Genomic DNA, 18,878 nt, shown 5'->3' on the forward strand with positions numbered 1-18,878 from the left:
CGGATATAGGGCGTGTGCAAGTAGTTGCCATGAGGAGCAAAGTAGTTGCACACGCGTGTTGTTGCAAGTCGCCTGATATTGTTCGGTTATGGGAATCGCTGATGACGCGGTCGAGATCCGCGCCCGGGGCTGGCGCACGCTCGCCGCACTGCACGGACTGATCGAGGGTGAGCTGGAGCGCTCGCTGCAGGCGGAGCACGGGCTGTCCGTCGTGGAGTTCACGGTGCTCGACGCCCTGAGCCGACAGTCGGGGTGGCACATGCGCATGTCCCAGCTGGCCCGCGCCGCAGCGCTCTCGAGCAGCGCGACGACCCGACTGGTCAACCGGCTCGAGGACCGTGCTCTGCTGACCCGCATCCTGTGCGCCGACGACCGCCGCGGGATCTACACCGAGCTGACCGAGCAGGGCCGGACCATGCTGCACCAGGCCCGCCCCACCCACGACAAGGTGCTCGAGGTGGCCCTGTCCGATGCGCGCGAGCAGCCGGAGCTGGCTCCCCTCGTCGACTCCCTCCACGCCCTCGACATGGTGCCTGCCCATGGCTGACTCGTGGCTGGTCGTCTTCGACTGCGACGGCGTGCTCGTCGACAGCGAGCGGCTCAACGTGCGCACCTGGACCGGCATGATGCGCGACGCCGGTGTGGACTTCACCGAGGCCGACGCGGTCGAGACCTTCGTCGGTAAGGCCTACAAGGACAACCGCGTCACCCTCGCCGAGCTCACGGGTGCCGTCCCGGATCCCGAGTGGGAGAAGGTCTGGCGGGCGGAGTTCCATCGCAGCCAGGAGGAGCTCGAGCCGATCCCCGGGGCGGCGGAGGCCGTCGCGGCCGTCGAGGAGCTCGGGTGTGCGGTGTGCGTCGCCTCGGGCTCGCTCATGACGGCGATCGGGACCAAGCTTGTTCGCACGGGCCTGGACGGGCTCTTCCCCGAGCATGCACGGTTCAGCGCCGAGCAGGTGGAGCACGGCAAGCCGGCGCCGGACGTCTTCCTCCTCGCGGCCGAGCAGATGGGTTTCGACCCGCAGCGCTGCATCGTCGTCGAGGACAGCCTGGCCGGGATCGAGGCGGCCGTGGCCGCGGGCATGCCCGTCGTGGGCTACCGCAGCGACATGACCCCCGCGGGATGGCTCGACGAGGCCAGCGCCGTCATCGACGACATGGCGGACCTGCCGTCGGTCGTCTCCCGCCTGGCCGCACTGGGCTGACACCCCCTTCGCACAAACTGTGGCTGGCTACAGCATGGATGGTCAGCCACACCACGTGCTGTGGCTGACCACACGAGATGTGGCCAGCCACAGTTTGTGGCGTCGGCGTTGGCGTTGGCGGTTGCGGGGCGGGTGGGCCAGCCCGCTCAGCGCACCCGCCACTGGCCCGGGTCGGGAGCCGAGGGCGAAGGGCGGGACTCGCCGTCCGTGAGCGGCCGACCGCTGGACGTCCGCTTGGCCAGCGCCGACCCCGCGAGGACGCCTGAGGGGAAGGGCCAGCGGGCGACCTGCCGCCGGATCTCGTCGAGGTCGAGCGGTCGGTGCGCGGCGACGAGCACGGCATTGCCGTAGCGACGCCCCTTGATCACATCGCGCATGGCGATCAGCGCCACGCTCCCGCCGGGGCCGAAGCCCGCTCGCAGCCCCGCGACCACATCGGCGAGATGGCGCCAGCCCGGCTCGTCGGGGGAGTTCATCACCAGCACCCCGTCGGGGCGCAGCACGCTCGCGGCGTGGGTGAAGAACTCGAGCGTCTGCAGATCGGCGGGGACCCTCCCTTCGTCGAAGGCGTCCACGACCACCGCGTGGGCGGAGGCGTCCTTGAGCGCCTCGACACCGGGCCGCCCGAGCTGTGGCCGCACCCGGATGCGGTGACCGCGGGGGAGGGGCAGCTCCTCGCGGACCGTCGCGGTGAGCGCCTCGTCGGGCTCGAGGACGATCTGTGGCGAGCCCGGCCGGGTGGACTGGACCCAGCGCGGCAGGGTCAGGCCGGCGCCGCCCACGTGCGTGACGCCGACCGGGTCGGGGCCGGGGAAGACCGCGTCGATCACGGCCGCCATGTGCTGCACGTACTCGAAGACGAGGTGGCCGGGGTCGTCGACGTCGACGTGGCTCTGCGGGTGCCCGTCGCGCATCACCGTCACTCCGCCGTGCTCGTCGGGGACCAGCTCCACTGTCGCCATGGCGACACCTTCACACACGACGAAGGGAGGCACGCACCCAACGGTGCGCGCCTCCCTTCGACATGGAGCCGTGCCAGGACGTCAGTGGCGACGTCCCGCGGTGCGGCGGACGCCCGCGAGGGCCAGCGCGATGCCGGCCGCGAGGAGCAGGCCCAGGCCGGACCCGGCGATCCCGGCGTCCATCGGCCCACCCGGACGGTCGGTCTCGACGACCGGGCCGGTCACGTCGTCGTCGCTCGTGGACGTCGCCGTCCCGGAGCCGGACGTGCTCGTGGAGGTCGCCGTCCCGCTCGTGCTGCTCCCCGAGGTGCTGGTACCCGACGTGCTGCTGCTCGACGTGCTGGTGCCGGAGGTGCTCGTCGAGGTCGACGTACCCGCGGTGACGGTCACCGGCAGGCTCGCCTCGGTGCCACCCGGAGAGGTGACGACGCGCAGCGTCGCCGCGCCCGCCGACAGGCCGTCCGGCACCGTGAAGGTGATGTCCGCGCTCCCGTTGCGGGTCGGGACACCGTCGATGAGGCCGGCGGTGACCGGGAAGGTACCGACCGACGTGTCGCCGACGAAGACCTCGACCTCGGTGCTCGTCGGGGAGTCCACCGACGTCATGTCGAGGCCCGAGACGGTGAAGGAGACCTCGTCGCCCGCGGTGAGCTCGCTCGGCTGGCCCGAGACGGCCACTGCCTGCTTGCGGAAGTCCGGGTCGACGCTCGCGTTGCGCTCGAAGTAGCTGACGAAGGCGTCGGTGTCGATCAGGCCGGTGTCCTTGGCGTTGGCGCCCTCCTGCAGCACGGTGAAGTTGTCACCGCCACCGATGAGGAAGGACCCGGACGTGACCGTGTAGGTCGCGGCCTCGTCGATCGGCTGGCCGTCGACGGCCACGGAGGTGATGTGGCTGCCGTTGGCGGCGTCCGGGTCGTAGGTGTAGGTGACGTTGTCCGACAGGCCCAGCTTGAGGAAGGGCCGCGAGCTGCCCTCGGGCTGCCACTGCTGCTCGAGCAGCGTGATGAACTGCGCGCCGGTGACATCGACGGTCATCATCGTGTTGGCGAAGGGGTTGATCGACGCCGCCTCGGCGTAGGTGACCTCGCCCGGCGCCTCGTCGCCGGTGGGGGCGTGGCGCAGCTCGTCACGCAGACCGCCGGGGTTCATGATCCCGATGTCGGCGCCGGGACGGCCCGGCTGGTTGAGCGCGTCGAGCCAGATGTCGGCGGTGAGGTTGCCCAGGGTCGACTCGCGCTGCCGGTCGTCACGGCCGCCGTCGGTCTTGACCGCCGTCGTGATGTCGTCGGACACCGTGCCGATGACCGTCCTGCCCAGGACCTCGGCCTCGGCGACGGCGTCGTCGACGACCTGGGCGGCCGACGTGTAGGCCGCGTCGGCCTCGCACTCGGGCGTCACGGTGCCGGTCGGGACATTGGTCGCCGAGTACTGCGTGACCTTGCGGGTCGCGGGGTCGAAGCCGAGCTGCACCTGGCCGAGGTTGCTGGCGTAGGAGCCGGTCTGGATGATCGGGCGGGTCCCGCCGCCGGGCGCCGGCGCGTCCCACGCGTAGTCCATGTGGGTGTGGCCGGTGAAGATCGCGTCGACCTCGTCGGCGGTGTCCTGCACGATGTCGGCGAAGGCGCCGCCCGCGGCGACCTGCTGCGCGAGCGTGCTGCTGTCGGCGCCGGCGGTCGCGCCCTCGTGGTACTCGGCGACGACGATGTCGGCCTCGCCGTTGGTGGCGTCACCGTCCTTGAGCTGTGCAGCGACACGGTTGACCGCCTCGACCGGGTCGCCGAAGTCGAGACCGGCGACGCCCTGCGGGGAGACGAGCGAGGGGGTCTGCCGGGTGACCGCGCCGATGACGGCGACCTGCAGCCCGCTGACCTCGATGACCTCGTACTCCTGGAGCGCCGGGGTCGTGGTGCCGCGCTCGTAGACATTGGCGCCGAGCTGGTCGAAGTCCGCCGCCTGGTCCACCCGACCGGTGAGGTCGGAGAAGCCGCGGTCGAACTCGTGGTTGCCCACCGCCGTGGCCTCGAGGCCGAGCGCGTTGAGGAAGCTGATCGTCGGCCCGTCCTCCTGCGAGGAGGAGGTGAAGGGGGAGGCCCCGATGTTGTCGCCGGCGGACAGCAGCGCGGTCGAGTCCGCGCCGAGAGCCGCCCGCGTGGAGACGACGGTGCAGGCGAAGGTCTTGCCCAGCTCGCCGGTGTTGTCGTCGTCGATGCGACCGTGGAAGTCGTTGATGTTGAGCAGGTTGACCGTGGTCAGCGCCGGGTCGATGCCACCCGGGTCGACGGGGTCAGCAGCGTGCGCGGCTCCCGCTGTGGCGACGAGTGCGGTGATGGCACCGACACCGACGAGCAGCGACGCGCCCCTCTTCTTCACGGACATGGGTTCCTCCCAGAACACAGCAGTGTGACGTGCCCTGCACGGGCACACCGAGGTGACTCTGCCGCACTCAGGAGACGGATGTGGGCTGAGCGAGGTCGCGGATGTGGCAATCCGGTGAACGGTCGGGGGTGGGACAATGGGTCCGTGGCTGGACGACGTCGGATCCCCGTGGACGAAGGGTGGTCCGCGCTGCACGCGTGGTCAGCCATGCAGGACCGTTCGACGGTGGACCGCGCGACCCTCGCGACCGCGGTGCGACACACCGTCGCCGAGCTGGCCGACGCTGCCCCCGGCCGCAGCGTGGAGGTGCGGGTTCCTCCCTTCGCCGCAGCGCAGTGCGTGGCGGGCCCGGTCCACACCCGCGGCACCCCGCCCGCCGTGGTCGAGACCGACCCGCAGACCTGGCTGGAGCTGGCCGTCGGTGACCTCGCCTGGGCGGACGGTGTGGCCGAAGGGAGGGTCCGCGTCAGCGGTCAGCGCACGGACCTGTCGGCCCACCTGCCCCTGCGCGAAGGGGGCTGAGCAGCTCGTCGACGACCGCCAGCAGGCGGACGGACTCGTCCAGCGGCATGACGGGGGACTCCGTCTCGCCTGCGGCGACCCGCAGAGCGACCTCGGTCGCCTCGTGGCGCAGCCCGCGGTGCTGCTCGATCGGGTCGCCGACCATCTCGTCGAGGACGACGCCGTCCGCGCCGACCAGCCGCATCGTCGTCGGCTGGTAGAACATCGAGTCCAGCTCCAGCCGTGCCCAGGTGCCGTTGACCGAGGCCGTCGTCGGGGAGGATGCGGACATGTCCGTGGCGAGGGAGCCGACCGCGCCCGTTGGCCCCTGCACGACGAAGGCGAGCCGTCGGTCGACCCCGCGATCGGTGAGCGAGCCCAGGCCGGCGGCGCTGGAGATGCCCCCGAGGACCAGCGAGGCGAAGGACAGCGGGTAGATGCCCAGGTCGAGCATCGCTCCACCTGCGAGGTCCGGACTGGCCAGACGCTCGGGGCCCTCCGGCCACAGCGGGATGGAGTGGTCCGCGAGCACGGTGCTGACCTCGCCGAGGATCCCGGAGTCGAGGACCTGCCGCAGGACGTCGATGTGCGGGAGGAAGCGGGTCCACATCGCCTCCATGCAGAAGACCCCGGCCTCCCGGGCCGCGGCGACGATCTGCGACGCCTCGCCAGCGGTGGGAGCCATCGCCTTCTCGACGAGGACGTGCTTGCCGGCCGCGATCGCGAGCAGGGCGTGCTCGAGGTGCTCGCTGTGCGGGCTCGCGACATACACGACGTCGACGTGCGGGTCGGCCACGAGACTCGCGTAGTCACCGTGCGCACGGGCTCCCGGGGCGTGCTCGCCGACGAAGGCCTGCGCGCGCCCGAGATCACGGGAGCCGATCGCCACCACCTGCTGGCTCGTGCCCTGCAGGGAGAAGGCCATCTCCGAGGCGATCCACCCGGCGCCCAGCAGGCCCCACCGCAGCGGTGGAGCACTCGCCGGGTCCGGCGTCCGGGCGGGTGGGAGCTTCATCCCCGGGACGTCGGCATGCGGGCGCTGGCTGCTCATGGACTCAACCTACGATGGAGGGGTGAGCACCAAACGCCCCCGAAGCAATCCCAAGCCCGTCCCCTTCGTCGCGACCGGGGCGATCATCGGCTTCATCGTCTTCGGCGTCATCTCGTGGATCGGGCCCAACCGCAACGAGGGCTTCGACATCACCTACGACCCGAGCGCGGCCCTGGGCTACATGAGCGTCCTCGGTCTGCTGCTGGGCGCCCTGGTCGGCGCCGTCGTCGTCGCGCTGCTCACCTACCGCAGGTAGAAGCACCCTCCCTTCGCACGACCTCAAGGAGATTCGCCCTCGGGTGTGCACGACCTCAAGGAGAGGGGAAGTGGAGGGGGACGCGGGGTAGCACGCGCCTGTGGGAGACTGGTCCCCGTGCCACGCGGAGACGGAAACCTGTCCCATGACCTGCTACCAGGCGAAAAGGGACCTCAAGACGCTTGCGGTGTCTTCGGCGTCTGGGCGCCCGGTGAGGACGTCGCCAAGCTGACCTACTACGGGCTGTACGCGCTGCAGCACCGTGGCCAGGAGTCGGCAGGCATCGCGACCTCCAACGGGAGGCAGATCCTCGTCTACAAGGACATGGGTCTGGTCTCCCAGGTCTTCGACGAGCGGAGCCTGTCCACCCTTCGCGGTCACATCGCCGTCGGCCACTGCCGCTACTCCACGACCGGTGGGTCGACCTGGGAAAACGCGCAGCCGACCCTCGGCGGGCACGAGACCGGCACGGTGGCCCTGGCCCACAACGGCAACCTCGTCAACTCCGCCGAGCTGCGTGAGCTCGTCGAGAGCCACGGCGACGAGATCCCCGGTGACGACGGCAAGATCCGCCGGATCACCGATGGCGAGCTGCGCCGCGGCAACACCTCCGACACGGCTCTGGTCACCGCCCTCCTGGCGCACGACGAGCACCAGTCGCTCGAGGACGCCGCGATGGACCTGCTGCCCAAGCTGCGCGGCGCCTTCTGCTTCGTCTTCATGAACGAGAACACCCTCTACGCGGCCCGCGACCCCCAGGGTCTGCGGCCCCTGGTCATCGGTCGCCTCGAGCGAGGGTGGGTCGTCGCGTCCGAGACCGCGGCCCTGGACATCGTCGGTGCCTCCTTCGTCCGCGAGGTCGAGCCCGGCGAGCTGGTCACCATCGACGAGGACGGGCTGCGCACCCAGCAGTTCGCCGAGCCGGCCCGCAAGGGCTGCGTCTTCGAGTACGTCTACCTCGCCCGCCCCGACACGACGATCAACGGCACGACCGTCCACGAGGCCCGCGTCGAGATGGGCCGCACCCTGGCCCGGGAGCACCCGGTCGAGGCCGACCTCGTCATCGCGACACCAGAGTCCGGGACCCCTGCGGCGATCGGCTACGCGCAGGAGTCGGGGATCCCCTTCGGCCAGGGGCTGGTCAAGAACGCCTACGTCGGACGCACCTTCATCCAGCCGAGCCAGACGATCCGTCAGCTCGGCATCCGGCTCAAGCTCAACCCGCTGCACCACGTGATCAAGGGCAAGCGCCTGATCATCGTCGACGACTCCATCGTGCGCGGCAACACCCAGCGGGCCGTCGTGCGGATGCTGCGCGAAGCAGGCGCTGCCGAGATCCACGTGCGCATCTCCTCCCCGCCGATCAAGTGGCCCTGCTTCTTCGGCATCGACTTCGCCACCCGCGCGGAGCTGATCGCCACCGGGCTCGGGGTCGACGAGATCCGTACCTCCCTCGGCGCGGACTCGCTCGGCTACATCAGCGAGGACGGCATGGTCGCCGCGACCGCTCAGTCGCCCGACGAGCTGTGCACCGCGTGCTTCTCCGGGACCTACCCGATGGAGCTGCCGAGCGAGGACCGCCTCGGCAAGTCCCTGCTCGAGCTCGAGTTCACCCCGACCGAAGAGGCGGTACGCCGACCGTGACCCAGCAGACCCCGATCACCTACGCCGATGCCGGAGTCGATGTCGAGGCCGGCGACAAGGCCGTCGACCTGATGAAGGAGTCGGTCCGTCGCGCGACCCGCCCCGAGGTCCTGGGTGGCCTCGGCGGTTTCGCCGGGATGTTCGACGCCTCCGCGCTGCAAGGGATGCGCCACCCGGTCCTCGCGACCTCCACCGACGGCGTCGGGACCAAGGTCGCCATCGCGCAGGCACTCGACCGCCACGACACCATCGGGCAGGACCTGGTCGGCATGGTCGTCGACGACATCGTCGTCTGCGGGGCCGAGCCGCTCTTCATGACGGACTACATCGCCACCGGCAAGGTCGTCCCCGAGCGCATCGCGGCCATCGTCGCCGGCATCGCGAAGGGTTGCGAGCTCGCCGGTGTGGCGCTCGTCGGCGGCGAGACCGCGGAGCACCCCGGCCTGCTCGACCCTGACGAGTACGACGTGGCGGGTGCCGCCACCGGCGTCGTCGAGCTCGACGACGTCCTCGGCCCGGACCGCGTGGCTGCCGGCGACGTCGTCCTCGCCCTGGCCTCCTCGGGCCTGCACTCCAACGGCTACTCGCTCGTGCGTCGGGTCATCGCCTCGGCCGGCTGGCAGCTGGACCGACAGGTCGACGAGCTCGGCCGAACCCTCGGCGAGGAGCTCCTCGAGCCGACCCGGATCTACACCAAGGCACTGCTCGACCTCGTGCGTGCCGACGACGTCGACGTGCACGCGCTCAGCCACGTCACGGGAGGCGGCCTGGCCGCCAACCTCGCCCGGGTGCTGCCCGAGGGCACGCTGGCCCGGGTCGATCGCGCCACGTGGACGCCGCCGCCGATCTTCTCCCTCATCGGCCAGCTCGGGGCCGTGCCTCGGGCCGACCTCGAGCGCACGCTCAACATGGGCATCGGTTTCGTCGCTGCCCTGCCGCAGGAGTCCGTCGACGCGGCGATCGCGCGCTCCAGAGCCGCTGGCATCGATGCCTGGGTCCTCGGTGAGGTCTCCGACGCCGCCACGACCAGCCCGCAGGCGGGCATCGAGGTCGTCCAGGGGGCGAAGGGAGTGCACGGCGGCGCCGTGCAGGTCGTCGGGGAGCACGTCTGAGACCCCGCACGCGGGTCCTCGTGGCCGATGCCGACGAGTCCCGCCGGCAGGCGCTCGTCGCGGTCCTGACCGCGGAGCCCGATCTCGAGCTCACCACGCCGGCAGCCACCCTCGTCGAGGTCGCGTCGACTCCGGCCACCGATGTCGTGGTCCTGCTCGGGGGGTTGGACGTGGGCGACGGGCCGCTGGACGTGCTGTCCCACCCGCAGCGCCCGGCAGACGTGGCCTGGATCGTGCTCATGCGTGATGTCGAGGCCACCGATGAGCTGCTGGCCCGCGGAGCGCACGGGTGCGTGGCGGACTCGAGCACACCGCTGCAGATCGGGGCGGCGATCCGGGCCGCAGCCCGAGGTGAGGTTGCCGAGACAGATCAACCCGTGACGGGACCGCTGGTCCAGCGCACGCGGCGGGAGGTCTCACCGCTGACGGGTCGGGAGGTGGAGGTGCTGCGGCTCGTGGATGCCGGTCTGGGCAACCAGGAGATCGCAGAGTGTCTCTACCTCAGCCTGTCGGCCGTGAAGTCACACCTGTCGCACACGTACGGGCGGCTCGGGGTGCGTCACCGCGAAGCGGCAGCCGCCGAGGCTCGTCGTCAGGGGTTGATCTGACTCACTGGGTCAACGACGCAGCGTCACCGCTGCGGCGGGGACCAGTCGTCGTAGTCGTCCGGGTCCGCGTCGCGGGCGTCATCGTGCGTCGCACGTGTCGCCGGCTTGGTGGACTGACCGTGAAGTTCCGACTCCAGCGCCCGCAGATCGGTGTCCGGCGAGTAGTACTTCAGCTCGCGGGCAACCTTGGTCTGCTTTGCTTTCGCTCGGCCGCGCCCCATGGCGTGACCCCCTCATACGCTAGTGCGGGTCGGCACTGATCCTTCTACCGCTCCCGAGGGAATGGCAGAACTACCAGAGCGGACCCGGATCTGTGTGGTTTCTCGTGATGCCAACGGTACATGAGCCGCACGGCTTCCGCGCCATCGGTCCACGCGACGGGCTCATGCCGTCACCGGACGAGCTGACCGAGGTCCTGACGCAGGTCGGGGGGAAGGGCATCCACGACACCGCAGAGCACGATCTGCGTGGGTGCCAGGCGCTCGAGCGTGCTGCGCACGACCTGCGGCAGACGAGCCGTCGTGACGAGGAGCACGGGCGTCCCGTGGTGCCCTGAGGCCACGGCAGCCGTGAGCAGCTCGAGGACCGAGGGACCGCACACGATCGCCCGACCACCGGGCTGCACCTGGTCCCACAGCCCGGCGACCACGGCCATCGGCCCCTCCTCGCGGAAGAACTCGACGTCGGCACCCGTGGCCTCACGCAGCCGCGCGACTGTCTCGGTGGACCACTCCTCCTCGTACCCGACGAAGACCAACCGGCGTGGCCCGACGGAGGCCACGGCAGCGGCGAGCTCGTCGGGGACGTCCGCGGTGTCGCACACGATCACGGACCGGTGGGTCGCCGCGGCCTTCAGCGAGGTCGCGGCCGTGGTCGCGGAGTTGTCCGCGCGGGTGACGTACATCGTCGAGCCGTCCTTCGGAGGGAAGGACTGCAGCAGCCGGGCGGCGGTGAGGGCGAGGTCGTCGGCAGCCACTCGCTCGATCGTCCCGACGGCGAGCTTGTCGATGTGGCTGTAGGCGCGTGGCGTGATGTCGTCGTCGTCGCCGACCACGACGATGTGCTCAGGGGCCAGCCGACCCAGCTCGTCACGGGTGGCAGCGGGTAGCGCACCCGGGCGCACCCACAGGAGGGGCCAGCCGAGCTGCGCCGCGATCGGGGCGACCATCCGAGCGGTGGCGATCCCTTGGGAGCTGACGACGAAGCAGCCCGCGACGCCCGGGTCCCACGCGTCCTGGGTGATCTCCCGGGCCACGTCGGTGCGGTTCCTGCCCGTCCAGCGGACGGTGCCCGGCACGTCGGGTTCGACGGGGGCGGCGTCCTTCGTGCGGGCCTTGGTCTTGGGCAGGGTCGCTTCGTAGGCAGGCAGGACCTCTTCGGTCGGCCCGTCCATGAGCAGGCGGCCGTGGTCCATCCACAGGACGCGATCGCAGATCTCACGGATGTTGGAGTTGGAGTGCGAGACGAGGAAGACGGTCCCCGCGGCCTCACGGATGGCCTTGATGCGCTCGGCGCTCTTCTTCCTGAAGGCCGCGTCCCCGGTGGCCAGTGCCTCGTCGATCATCAGGACATCGGGCGTGGCAGCCGTGGAGATCGCGAACCGTAGCCGCGCGCCCATGCCGGACGAGTAGGTGCTCATGGGGAGGTGGACGGCGTCCCCGATCCCGGAGAAGTCGACGATCTCGTCGAACTTCTCATCGATCTCGGCCTTGCTCAGGCCGAGCGCCTGACCGCCGACGTAGATGTTGCGCGTCCCGCTGAGCTTGCGGATGAGCACGGCATTGACGCCGAGCAGCGAGGGCTCACCGCTGACCCACAACCTCCCTTCGGACGGGGGGAGGAGTCCGGCCACTGCCCGCAACAACGTGGACTTGCCGGATCCGTTGTGTCCGATGATGCCGATGGACTCCCCGTGGTGGGCGACGAAGCTGACGTCCTGGACGGCGTGGATCTCGCGAGTCCGCTCACCCCCACCCCGGAGCATCTGGCGGAAGGAGCGCGGCTCGCCCTGTGTGCTCGGAGCGCCGCGGCGTTCGCCACCGAGGACCCGGTAGGTGACGCTCACGTGACTGACGACGACCGTGGGCGTCCTGGTCTTCGCCGCGGTGGCGTCGGGGTGCTGAGGGTCAACCACGGCCGTACCTCGTCTCTGCCCGCCAGAAGTAGATCAGCCCGACCCCGGCGATGACGACGGCCCAGCCGGTCATGATGAGCCAGTCGGAGAGCACCACCGGTTCGCTGCCCAGGAGGGACTGCCGGACGATGGTGAGCATCAGGGCGAAGGGTTGCAGCGTCAGGACGGCCTGGATCACCGGCGGGGCGCCTGCCACGTAGTGCGCCACGGGGAAGAACACGCCGGAGACGTACCGCAGCAGGCGCACGACGACCGGGATGAGGTTGGCCATGTCCTGGGAGGCGTTGACCAGGCGGGCCGCGATGAAGGCGAAACCGAGGAGCGTCACGCCCTGGATGATCACGGCGACCGGGAAGAGCAGCCACTCCCAGTCGGGGCGCTCGCCGGTGAGGAGCATGAGCGCGAAGAGCAGACCGAAGGCCGGGACCGTGGCGAGGAACTCCGTGAGCGCGACCGACATCGGCAGGATCGCCCTCGGGAAGTGCAGGGCGCGCACGATGCCCAGCCGACCGGTGATCGCCTTGGCGCCACGGGTGATCACCGACGAGGTGAAGCCGAACATCACAACGCCGATGCTGAGGAAGGCGATGAAGTTGTCGACCCCGCCCCGGGTGCTCAGGAGCAGACCGAAGATCAGGAAGTAGCTGCCGATGAGGACCGCAGGGTTGAGGATCGCCCAGACCTGGCCGAGGTGGTTGGCCTCGTTCTTGGCGTAGGACTCGGCCGAGGAGAGCGTCCACAGGAAGCTGCGACGGCGCCACACGTCGGCGATGTACCGCCCCAGCGGCGGCCGCTGGTTCAGGGACCGCAGGCCGTGGCGCTCGGCCAGCTCTCGGGACTCGTCGGTGGTCAACGCTGCGGCGAGGGGGCGGCGCGCGGGTGCCTCGGTCACAGGCTCCGAACCTTGGCGCTGCGGGCGACGTCAGCCACAGTTGGATCCCTTGTCGTTGGTCATCCCCGCGTCCACGGGGCGGTCGGGGTCTGTCCGACGCCTGACAGGGATCATACCGATCGTTCCCGGCAGGGCGGGGTGGCGCGACGGCCGGGCCGCCGGCCGCTCGTAGACTGACGTGCCGCGCCGGCGGACGAGAGGTGGAGACGATGAGGCTGCAACGGGCGATGGGTGTGCTCCGTCGAGCCGGACGCCTTCCCCGCTCGGAGTGGGTCGCCCACTGGCGTGCTCGCCCGCTCGAGAGCGACACGGTCCTCTACGAGGCGACCTTCGGGGCCGGCCTGCTCGACAGCCCGCTGGCGATCTTCAACCATCTGGTCGCCGCGCCGGACCTGGCCCACCTGCGGCACGTGTGGGTCGTCGCCGACGACGGACGGCGTCAGCAGGCTCGAGAGCACCTGTCGACCCTCGGCCTGGACGACTCGCGGGTGCGGCTGGTCGGGTACCGGACGGCCGCGTACTTCCGTCACCTCGCGACGGCTGGCTACCTGGTCAACAACTCGACCTTCCCGGCGGAGTTCGGCAAGCGCCCGGGGCAGATCTACATCAACACGTGGCACGGGACCCCCCTGAAGGCCATGGGCTACGACATCCCGGGGGGCGCCCTCGGCGCGGCCAACATCATCCGCAACTTCCTCGCCGCGGATCACCTGCTCTCCTCGGGCCCCTACATGACCGACACGATGTACCGACGTGCTTACCGGCTCGCGGGGATCGCGCCCGGGTCGGTGCTCGAGGTGGGCATGCCCCGCACGGACGTTCAGGTCGACACCACCGATCCCGAGCGCGCCGCGATCCGGAGGCGGTTGCGGGCCTACGGCGTCACGCTGGACCCCCGACGTCGGCTCGTGCTCGTCGCACCCACGTGGCGGGGGGAGGCCTTCGCGGACCCCCGCCTCGACGCCGAGGACCTGCTGGAGCTGGTCACCTGCCTGCAGGCGGAGCTGGGCGAGGAGTGGCAGGTCCTGGTCAAGGCACACCCCGTGGTGCAGGCGCAGACGCAGGCACTGACCGGCCTCGAGGGGATGCTCGTCCCGGCCGACGTCCCGGTCAACGAGGTCCTCGCGATCACCGATCACCTCGTCACGGACTACTCCAGCATCCTCTTCGACGCGCTGGCCGGTGCCGGGCTTCCCATCACCTTCCACGTCCCCGACCGCGAGCTCTACGAGCGGACCAGACCGCTGTACCTCCCCGCGGAGGACCTGCCGGGCCGGGTGTGCACGACGGCGCACCAGACGGCCGCGGATGTGCTCGCCGGGGGCGAGCGGGCCGACGTGCGCCACGACTGGGCCGCGCGGTACGCCCCCTTCGACGACGGGCAGGCCACCCAGCGGGTGGTGGACGCCATCTGGCGCGGCACCGAGCCGTCTGTCGGCCGACGCGTCCCGCTGGCGGAGCGGGCGGACGGGCGTCGGGTCCCCCGGATCCTCATCCACGCCGGCTCCCTCCAGCGCAACGGCGTCACCTCCTCGCTGATCGCTCTCCTCGGGCAGCTCGACCTCGACGCGCTCGACATCTCGCTCGCGTGGGGACCGGCCCGCGACGCGGACCCGGACGCGTTCGCGGAGGCGGTCGACGAACGGGTGCGCCTCCTGCCCCGCGTGGGAGCACCGGGCGGCTCGCAGCGGGTCCTGGGGTTCCGCCACCTGCTCGAGCGGCTCGGGGCCGATCACCCCGCCGTGCCGGTGGGGGCGCTGGTGCGGCTCCTGCGGGATGAGTGGGTGCGGTGCTTCGGCTCGACGCAGTTCGACCACGTCATCGACTTCGGGGGGTACTCGCCCTACTGGGCCCTGCTGATGTCGCGCGGTGTGGCCCCCGGCGACGTGCGCACCCACTCGATGTGGCTGCACAACGACCTCGCGGCCGAGGTGGCCAGCACGGCCGAGCACGGGAGCAAGCGCGCGCGCCACCTCGAGCAGGTCTTCAGCCTGTACCGCCGCTACGACCGACTGGTCTCGGTCTCGCAGTCGCTGGCCCGGGTCAACGAGCAGTCCCTGGTCAGGTACGCCGGCGGTGCGCAGTTCCGCAGCGCACGCAATGTCATCGACGCGCGGCGGGTGCGCTCGCTGGCGCGGGTGCCCCTCGACGACCTGGGCCTGGCCGCCGAGGTCGTGGCCGCGCTGCGGGACGAGGCCACGGTGAGCTTCGTGACCGCTGGCCGGCTCACCCCAACCAAGAACCACGCACGACTCGTGCGCGCGGCCGCGGCTGCCCGCGCCGCGGGGCACGAGGTCGCCGTGGTCATCATGGGTTCCGGGCCGCTGGAGGAGGAGCTGCGCTCCCTCGTGGGCGAGCTGGGTCTCGAGCGGTCGGTCCACCTGACGGGGCAGGTCGCCAACCCCTTCCCGGTCATCGCGGCCGCCGACTACTTCGCCCTGACGAGTGAGCACGAGGGGTTGCCGATGGTGATCCTGGAGGCGCTGGCCCTGTCGACGCCGGTGCTGACGACGGCCTTCTCCTCGGTCGAGGGCGTGGTCCCGCCCGGGTGCGGCATCGTCGTCGACCGGGACGACGCAGCAGTCGGGCGTGCCATGATGGACCTCGTTTCCCGGCGTCCGGAGTTCAGCACGCTGGACGTCGATGCCTACAACGCCACGGCCCTGCAGGAGTTCGCGGAGGCGATCGGGCTGGGGGACACCACCCGGACACCCCACGAACCACGACCCACAGGACACATGTGAGCCAGCACGAGCCTCGGAGCGCACGCCCGACCCTGGACGAGCTGCGCGCGGTCGTGCAACCGCCCTCGGTGGTCGGCCGGCGCAACTCCGAGCACTGGGCGGGCACGCTCTACCTGCGCCGGATGTCCCTCCACTTCACCCGCGTGATCATCCCGACGGGCATCTCCGCCAACGGCGTCACCTGGCTGATGATCCTCGTGGGCGTGATCGCGGCTGCCGTGCTGATGATCCCGTCCTGGTGGGCGGTCCTGGCCTGTGCCCTCCTCATCCAGTTCCAGATCCTCATCGACTGCTCCGACGGCGAGGTCGCCCGGTGGCGGGGGACCTCGTCGCCGATGGGCGTCTACCTCGACCGCGTCGGCCACTACGTCACCGAGGCGGCACTGCCGATCGCGCTCGGGGTCCATGTCGACGGTGGCCCCACCTCGATCGGCGGTTGGACCACGATCGGTGCCCTCACCGCCTGTCTGGTCCTGCTCAAGAAGTCCTTCGGAGACCTGGTCTTCGTGGCCCGGCTCTACGCAGGCCTGCCGAAGGGGGAGGAGAGCGCCGAGAGCGGTGCCTCCCGCTCGGCCGGTCTGCGATCTGCCCGCAGCCTGCTGCGCTTCTTCCCCTTCTTCCGCGCCTTCGTCGCCATCGAGTACACGCTCATCACCCTGTTCTTTGCGACGGTGGACGTCCTGCTCGCCCAGCTGGGAGCCGTGGATGACGGCGTCGTCCTGCGTGGGTGGCTGCTGCTGTCGCTGCCCCTGGCCATGGCCACCGCCGGCGGCTTCCTGCTGATGATCGTGACGTCGCGACGCTTCGACGCCTGAGCGGGCGCCGTGCGATAGCGTGCGGACACTCCCGCGGGCCGTGACCCGGCCGCGGTCGGTCGACGTCCTGAGGGTGTGTTGTGAGCGAGATTCTTCTCGATCGGATCAGTCTGCGCGGCAACGGCGAGATGGACGTGGTCGTCCTCGCCAGGTCAGCGGCCGGGGGGCCGGCGCCCGCCAGTGCCCTCGTCCGCCTCGATGCCCGGGGAGCTGGTGAGAGCCGTTCCTTCCCCGCGACCATCACCCCGGACGGACCCGGCCAGTGGTCCGTCGCCTGCACGATCCCGCCGGGCGGGCCGCAGTTCGCCGACGGCGCCGACATCCTCGACGGTTTCGCCGAGGTGATCTTCGGCGACGAGCTGGTGGCCACGAGGCTGGGATGGGGTACGACCGACCGGATGTGGTTGCCCTACCCCACGGCCAGCCGCAAGCTGAGCCTGACGCAGGTGAAGGGATGAACGCGGTGCACGAGGCACGAGGCGCCGAGCGCATCTTCATGGTGACGTGGGGCATCGCCGACGAGTTCGGCGGGATGACGTCCATGTGCCTGCAGCGCGCACGGATGTACCAGACCCACGTGGGCCAGCGGGCACCGATCCTCACCTTCGAGCCCAAGCCCGGGTACGGCGAGGTCCTGACCGCTCTGGAGGCGGCCGGCCACGCCTTCGAGGGCCTCGAGATCCTCAACATCTACCACCACTACCGCTCCGCAACGCTCGACGATCGGGCCAAGGTGCCAGGCGCTTCGACGCTCGCGCGCAGCGCCCCGAGCGGGGCGACGGCCGAGGAGCAGCTGGACGACGACGGGCGGGTCTTCTGCCGGCTGTGGACCCAGCCGGACGTCGACAAGGTCGTCCGGCGCGAGTACCTGCGCCCCGACGGGAGCACCTTCCTCCTCGACGAGGCGCCCGTCGACGAGGCGGGCGAGGTCGTCAGGCGACGCCTGACGCTGCTCACGCCCGAGGGCCGGGTCGTCGGCAGTTGGACCCGGGCGGGGGACTTCTACCGCGACTGGCTGCGCGAGCTCTCCGGTGGGCGGCCCACCGCGATGATCGTCGACAGCAACTTCGCCGCGGGCATCTTCACGCAGCTCGAGGAGTCCCACATCGTCACCTTCAAGGTCCTGCACAGCAGCCACGTGGTGGCCGCCGCGGACCCCTTCGTCGGGGCGATCCCCAAGCCGCACCGGCCGATCCTCGACGACCCGGCCCGCTGGGACGGCGTCGTCTTCCTCACACCGGGGCAGAAGGCCGACTTCGTCGACAGGTTCGGCGACGCCGACAACCTCGTCGACATCTCCAACGCGCGAGAGCGGCTGCCGCAGCCGCCGCCCTTCGAGGAACGCCAGCGCGCGACGGGAGCCATGGTCTGCGCCCTCACCCGCCTGAAGAATGTCGAGTCGGCGATCCGCGTCATCCACCGGGCCGCTCAGGAGCTGCCCGAGGTCCGCCTCGACATCTACGGCGGCGGACCCGAGATGGACCATCTCCGGGCCGTCGTCGACGAGCTGCAGGTGCAGGCTCATGTCACGCTGCACGGCCACACGAGCAATGCGGCCCGGGCCTTCGAGACCGCCACCTTCTCGATGCTGACCAGCCGCAAGGAGGGGCAGCCGCTGGTGCTCATGGAGAGCCTCGGGCGTGGCTGCCCGCCGATCTCCTACGACATCCGCTACGGTCCCGGCTCACTCATCCGGGACGGGTACAACGGCTTCCTCGTGACCGAGGGTGACGAGGAGGCCGCCGCCGCCCGCGTCGTGCAGCTGTGCCGCGACGAGGAGCTGGCCAGGTCGCTCAGTGCGAAGGCCTGGGAGTCGAGCGCTGGCTTCGGCGAGCAGGCGATCGTCGACGCGTGGCAGGGCGCCATCTCGCGGGCCCTCGCCGTCAAGCCCGACCGGCTGCACGTGCGGGGCGCAGCCTTCGCCGTCTCGTCGATGACCGTCCACGCCTCGGGGACCCTCGAGATCGAGGGCGACCTCACGTGGACCGAGACGGGTGGCCCCCCGGCCCACGACGTGATCGTCCCGCAGCTCGTCCTGCGTCGTCGCAAGCACGGCGCGCCCGTCTTCGTCCCCGTCGAGGTGCTCTCCCGGCAGCCGCACCGGATGTCGCTGCGCATGCGGGTCACCCAGGACCAGGCTGGCCGCGAGGTTCCCGAGGGCAACCAGCAGCTGGATCTCGTCCTCGCCCTCACCGGACGCAATCTCATCAGGCACCTGAGGCTCGATTTCGGAGGTGGCGGTGAGTCGTGGCTCCCGTACTCCACCGTGCACGGGGCGCTCAGCGTTCAGCGCCGACACCGGACGGCTGTTCCAGCGACCTAGTCGGCGAGCAGCGGTTCGCTGCGCGCGGGTGTGGGGTGGGGCCCGTAGGGTTTCCTCCCGTCAGGCGACGGGACGAGCACTTTGTGGGCTTGCTCGTCGCATCCCACACGCTCGAAGGTTTCGTTGATGAAGGACCTGTTGTCTGCGCTCCGTCGTCCGGAGTCCTCTGCGAGTGGTTTTCGCAAGGACATCCAGGGTTTGCGGGCGGTTGCGGTCTCGCTCGTGGTCATCTTCCACGTGTGGCCGCACAGCCTG

General features: G+C 70.7%; 17 protein-coding genes. 11 read left to right on the plus strand and 6 right to left on the minus strand.

The genetic code is table 11. The features are described 5' to 3' along the window. The first annotated feature begins 88 nt into the window (after positions 1-88). Both ASG73_RS16965 and ASG73_RS16970 read left to right on the plus strand, forming a co-directional pair. Complete coding sequence (locus tag ASG73_RS16965; RefSeq protein ID WP_055998226.1) at positions 89-547, plus strand: MarR family winged helix-turn-helix transcriptional regulator; 459 nt, start codon at positions 89-91, stop codon at positions 545-547. Beyond that, the gene (locus tag ASG73_RS16970) at positions 540-1,205 is read left to right on the plus strand and encodes an HAD family hydrolase (RefSeq protein WP_055998229.1); all 666 of its coding nucleotides are present in this window, start codon (positions 540-542) and stop codon (positions 1,203-1,205) included. The genes ASG73_RS16965 and ASG73_RS16970 overlap by 8 nt, the downstream gene beginning before the upstream one ends. Positions 1,206-1,351: 146 nt before the next feature. Here the strand turns inward: ASG73_RS16970 and ASG73_RS16975 are convergent, their stop codons facing one another. Together ASG73_RS16975 and ASG73_RS16980 are read right to left on the minus strand one after the other, a co-directional pair. Then, positions 1,352-2,167: a spermidine synthase gene (locus ASG73_RS16975; protein WP_055998232.1), complete on the minus strand. Its 816-nt coding sequence runs from the start codon at positions 2,165-2,167 to the stop codon at positions 1,352-1,354. 81 nt (positions 2,168-2,248) lie between these two features. Then, positions 2,249-4,543: a bifunctional metallophosphatase/5'-nucleotidase gene (locus tag ASG73_RS16980; protein WP_055998235.1), complete on the minus strand. Its 2,295-nt coding sequence runs from the start codon at positions 4,541-4,543 to the stop codon at positions 2,249-2,251. A 144-nt stretch (positions 4,544-4,687) separates the two neighbouring features. Here ASG73_RS16980 and ASG73_RS16985 point away from each other — a divergent pair, with 144 nt between their 5' ends. Beyond that, the gene (locus ASG73_RS16985) at positions 4,688-5,065 is read left to right on the plus strand and encodes a sterol carrier family protein (protein ID WP_235499500.1); all 378 of its coding nucleotides are present in this window, start codon (positions 4,688-4,690) and stop codon (positions 5,063-5,065) included. Here the strand turns inward: ASG73_RS16985 and ASG73_RS16990 are convergent. After that, complete coding sequence (locus tag ASG73_RS16990) at positions 5,010-6,095, minus strand: Gfo/Idh/MocA family protein (protein ID WP_235499501.1); 1,086 nt, start codon at positions 6,093-6,095, stop codon at positions 5,010-5,012. The two genes, ASG73_RS16985 and ASG73_RS16990, sit on opposite strands and share 56 nt — an antisense overlap. A 22-nt stretch (positions 6,096-6,117) precedes the next feature. Here ASG73_RS16990 and ASG73_RS16995 point away from each other — a divergent pair, with 22 nt between their 5' ends. The 4 genes from ASG73_RS16995 (at position 6,118) to ASG73_RS17010 (ending at position 9,715) form a co-directional block, all read left to right on the plus strand. Beyond that, positions 6,118-6,351 carry a hypothetical protein gene (locus ASG73_RS16995; RefSeq protein ID WP_055998241.1) on the plus strand — a complete coding sequence of 78 codons (234 nt, stop codon included), beginning with the start codon at positions 6,118-6,120 and terminating at the stop codon, positions 6,349-6,351. A 117-nt stretch (positions 6,352-6,468) separates the two neighbouring features. Next, positions 6,469-7,995, plus strand: coding sequence for an amidophosphoribosyltransferase (purF, locus tag ASG73_RS17000; protein WP_055998244.1), 1,527 nt, complete (start codon positions 6,469-6,471; stop codon positions 7,993-7,995). After that, positions 7,992-9,107 (plus strand): phosphoribosylformylglycinamidine cyclo-ligase, encoded by a 1,116-nt coding sequence (purM, locus tag ASG73_RS17005; RefSeq protein ID WP_055998247.1) that lies wholly within the window; start codon positions 7,992-7,994, stop codon positions 9,105-9,107. Before purF ends, purM begins: the two co-directional genes overlap by 4 nt. Positions 9,108-9,127: 20 nt before the next feature. Continuing rightward, on the plus strand, positions 9,128-9,715 hold the full coding sequence (locus tag ASG73_RS17010) for a helix-turn-helix transcriptional regulator (RefSeq protein WP_055998250.1): 588 nt from the start codon (positions 9,128-9,130) through the stop codon (positions 9,713-9,715). A gap of 23 nt (positions 9,716-9,738) precedes the next feature. On the opposite strand, the gene ASG73_RS17015 is transcribed toward ASG73_RS17010, so the two are convergent. The 3 genes from ASG73_RS17015 to ASG73_RS17025 form a co-directional block, all read right to left on the minus strand. Beyond that, complete coding sequence (locus tag ASG73_RS17015; protein ID WP_055998253.1) at positions 9,739-9,936, minus strand: DUF3073 domain-containing protein; 198 nt, start codon at positions 9,934-9,936, stop codon at positions 9,739-9,741. A 170-nt stretch (positions 9,937-10,106) separates the two neighbouring features. After that, positions 10,107-11,849, minus strand: coding sequence for an ATP-binding cassette domain-containing protein (locus ASG73_RS18580; RefSeq protein WP_082567362.1), 1,743 nt, complete (start codon positions 11,847-11,849; stop codon positions 10,107-10,109). After that, a complete protein-coding gene (locus ASG73_RS17025; protein ID WP_055998256.1) occupies positions 11,842-12,741 on the minus strand; it encodes an ABC transporter permease in 900 nt (299 codons plus the stop codon). Before ASG73_RS17025 ends, ASG73_RS18580 begins: the two co-directional genes overlap by 8 nt. Before the next feature lie 209 nt (positions 12,742-12,950). Here ASG73_RS17025 and ASG73_RS17030 point away from each other — a divergent pair, with 209 nt between their 5' ends. The 4 genes from ASG73_RS17030 to ASG73_RS17045 all read left to right on the plus strand — a co-directional run bounded on the left by ASG73_RS17030 (position 12,951) and on the right by ASG73_RS17045 (position 18,623). After that, positions 12,951-15,485, plus strand: a complete 2,535-nt coding sequence (locus tag ASG73_RS17030; protein ID WP_156466372.1) for a glycosyltransferase — start codon at positions 12,951-12,953, stop codon at positions 15,483-15,485. Then, positions 15,482-16,300 (plus strand): CDP-alcohol phosphatidyltransferase family protein, encoded by an 819-nt coding sequence (locus ASG73_RS17035; RefSeq protein ID WP_055998262.1) that lies wholly within the window; start codon positions 15,482-15,484, stop codon positions 16,298-16,300. The genes ASG73_RS17030 and ASG73_RS17035 overlap by 4 nt, the downstream gene beginning before the upstream one ends. A gap of 80 nt (positions 16,301-16,380) precedes the next feature. Then, positions 16,381-16,758, plus strand: coding sequence for a hypothetical protein (locus ASG73_RS17040; protein ID WP_055998265.1), 378 nt, complete (start codon positions 16,381-16,383; stop codon positions 16,756-16,758). Continuing rightward, positions 16,755-18,623, plus strand: a complete 1,869-nt coding sequence (locus ASG73_RS17045; protein WP_055998268.1) for a glycosyltransferase — start codon at positions 16,755-16,757, stop codon at positions 18,621-18,623. Before ASG73_RS17040 ends, ASG73_RS17045 begins: the two co-directional genes overlap by 4 nt. The last annotated feature ends 255 nt before the right edge of the window (positions 18,624-18,878 follow it).

The sequence above is a fragment of the Janibacter sp. Soil728 genome (assembly GCF_001428305.1).
GTDB lineage: Bacteria > Actinomycetota > Actinomycetes > Actinomycetales > Dermatophilaceae > Janibacter.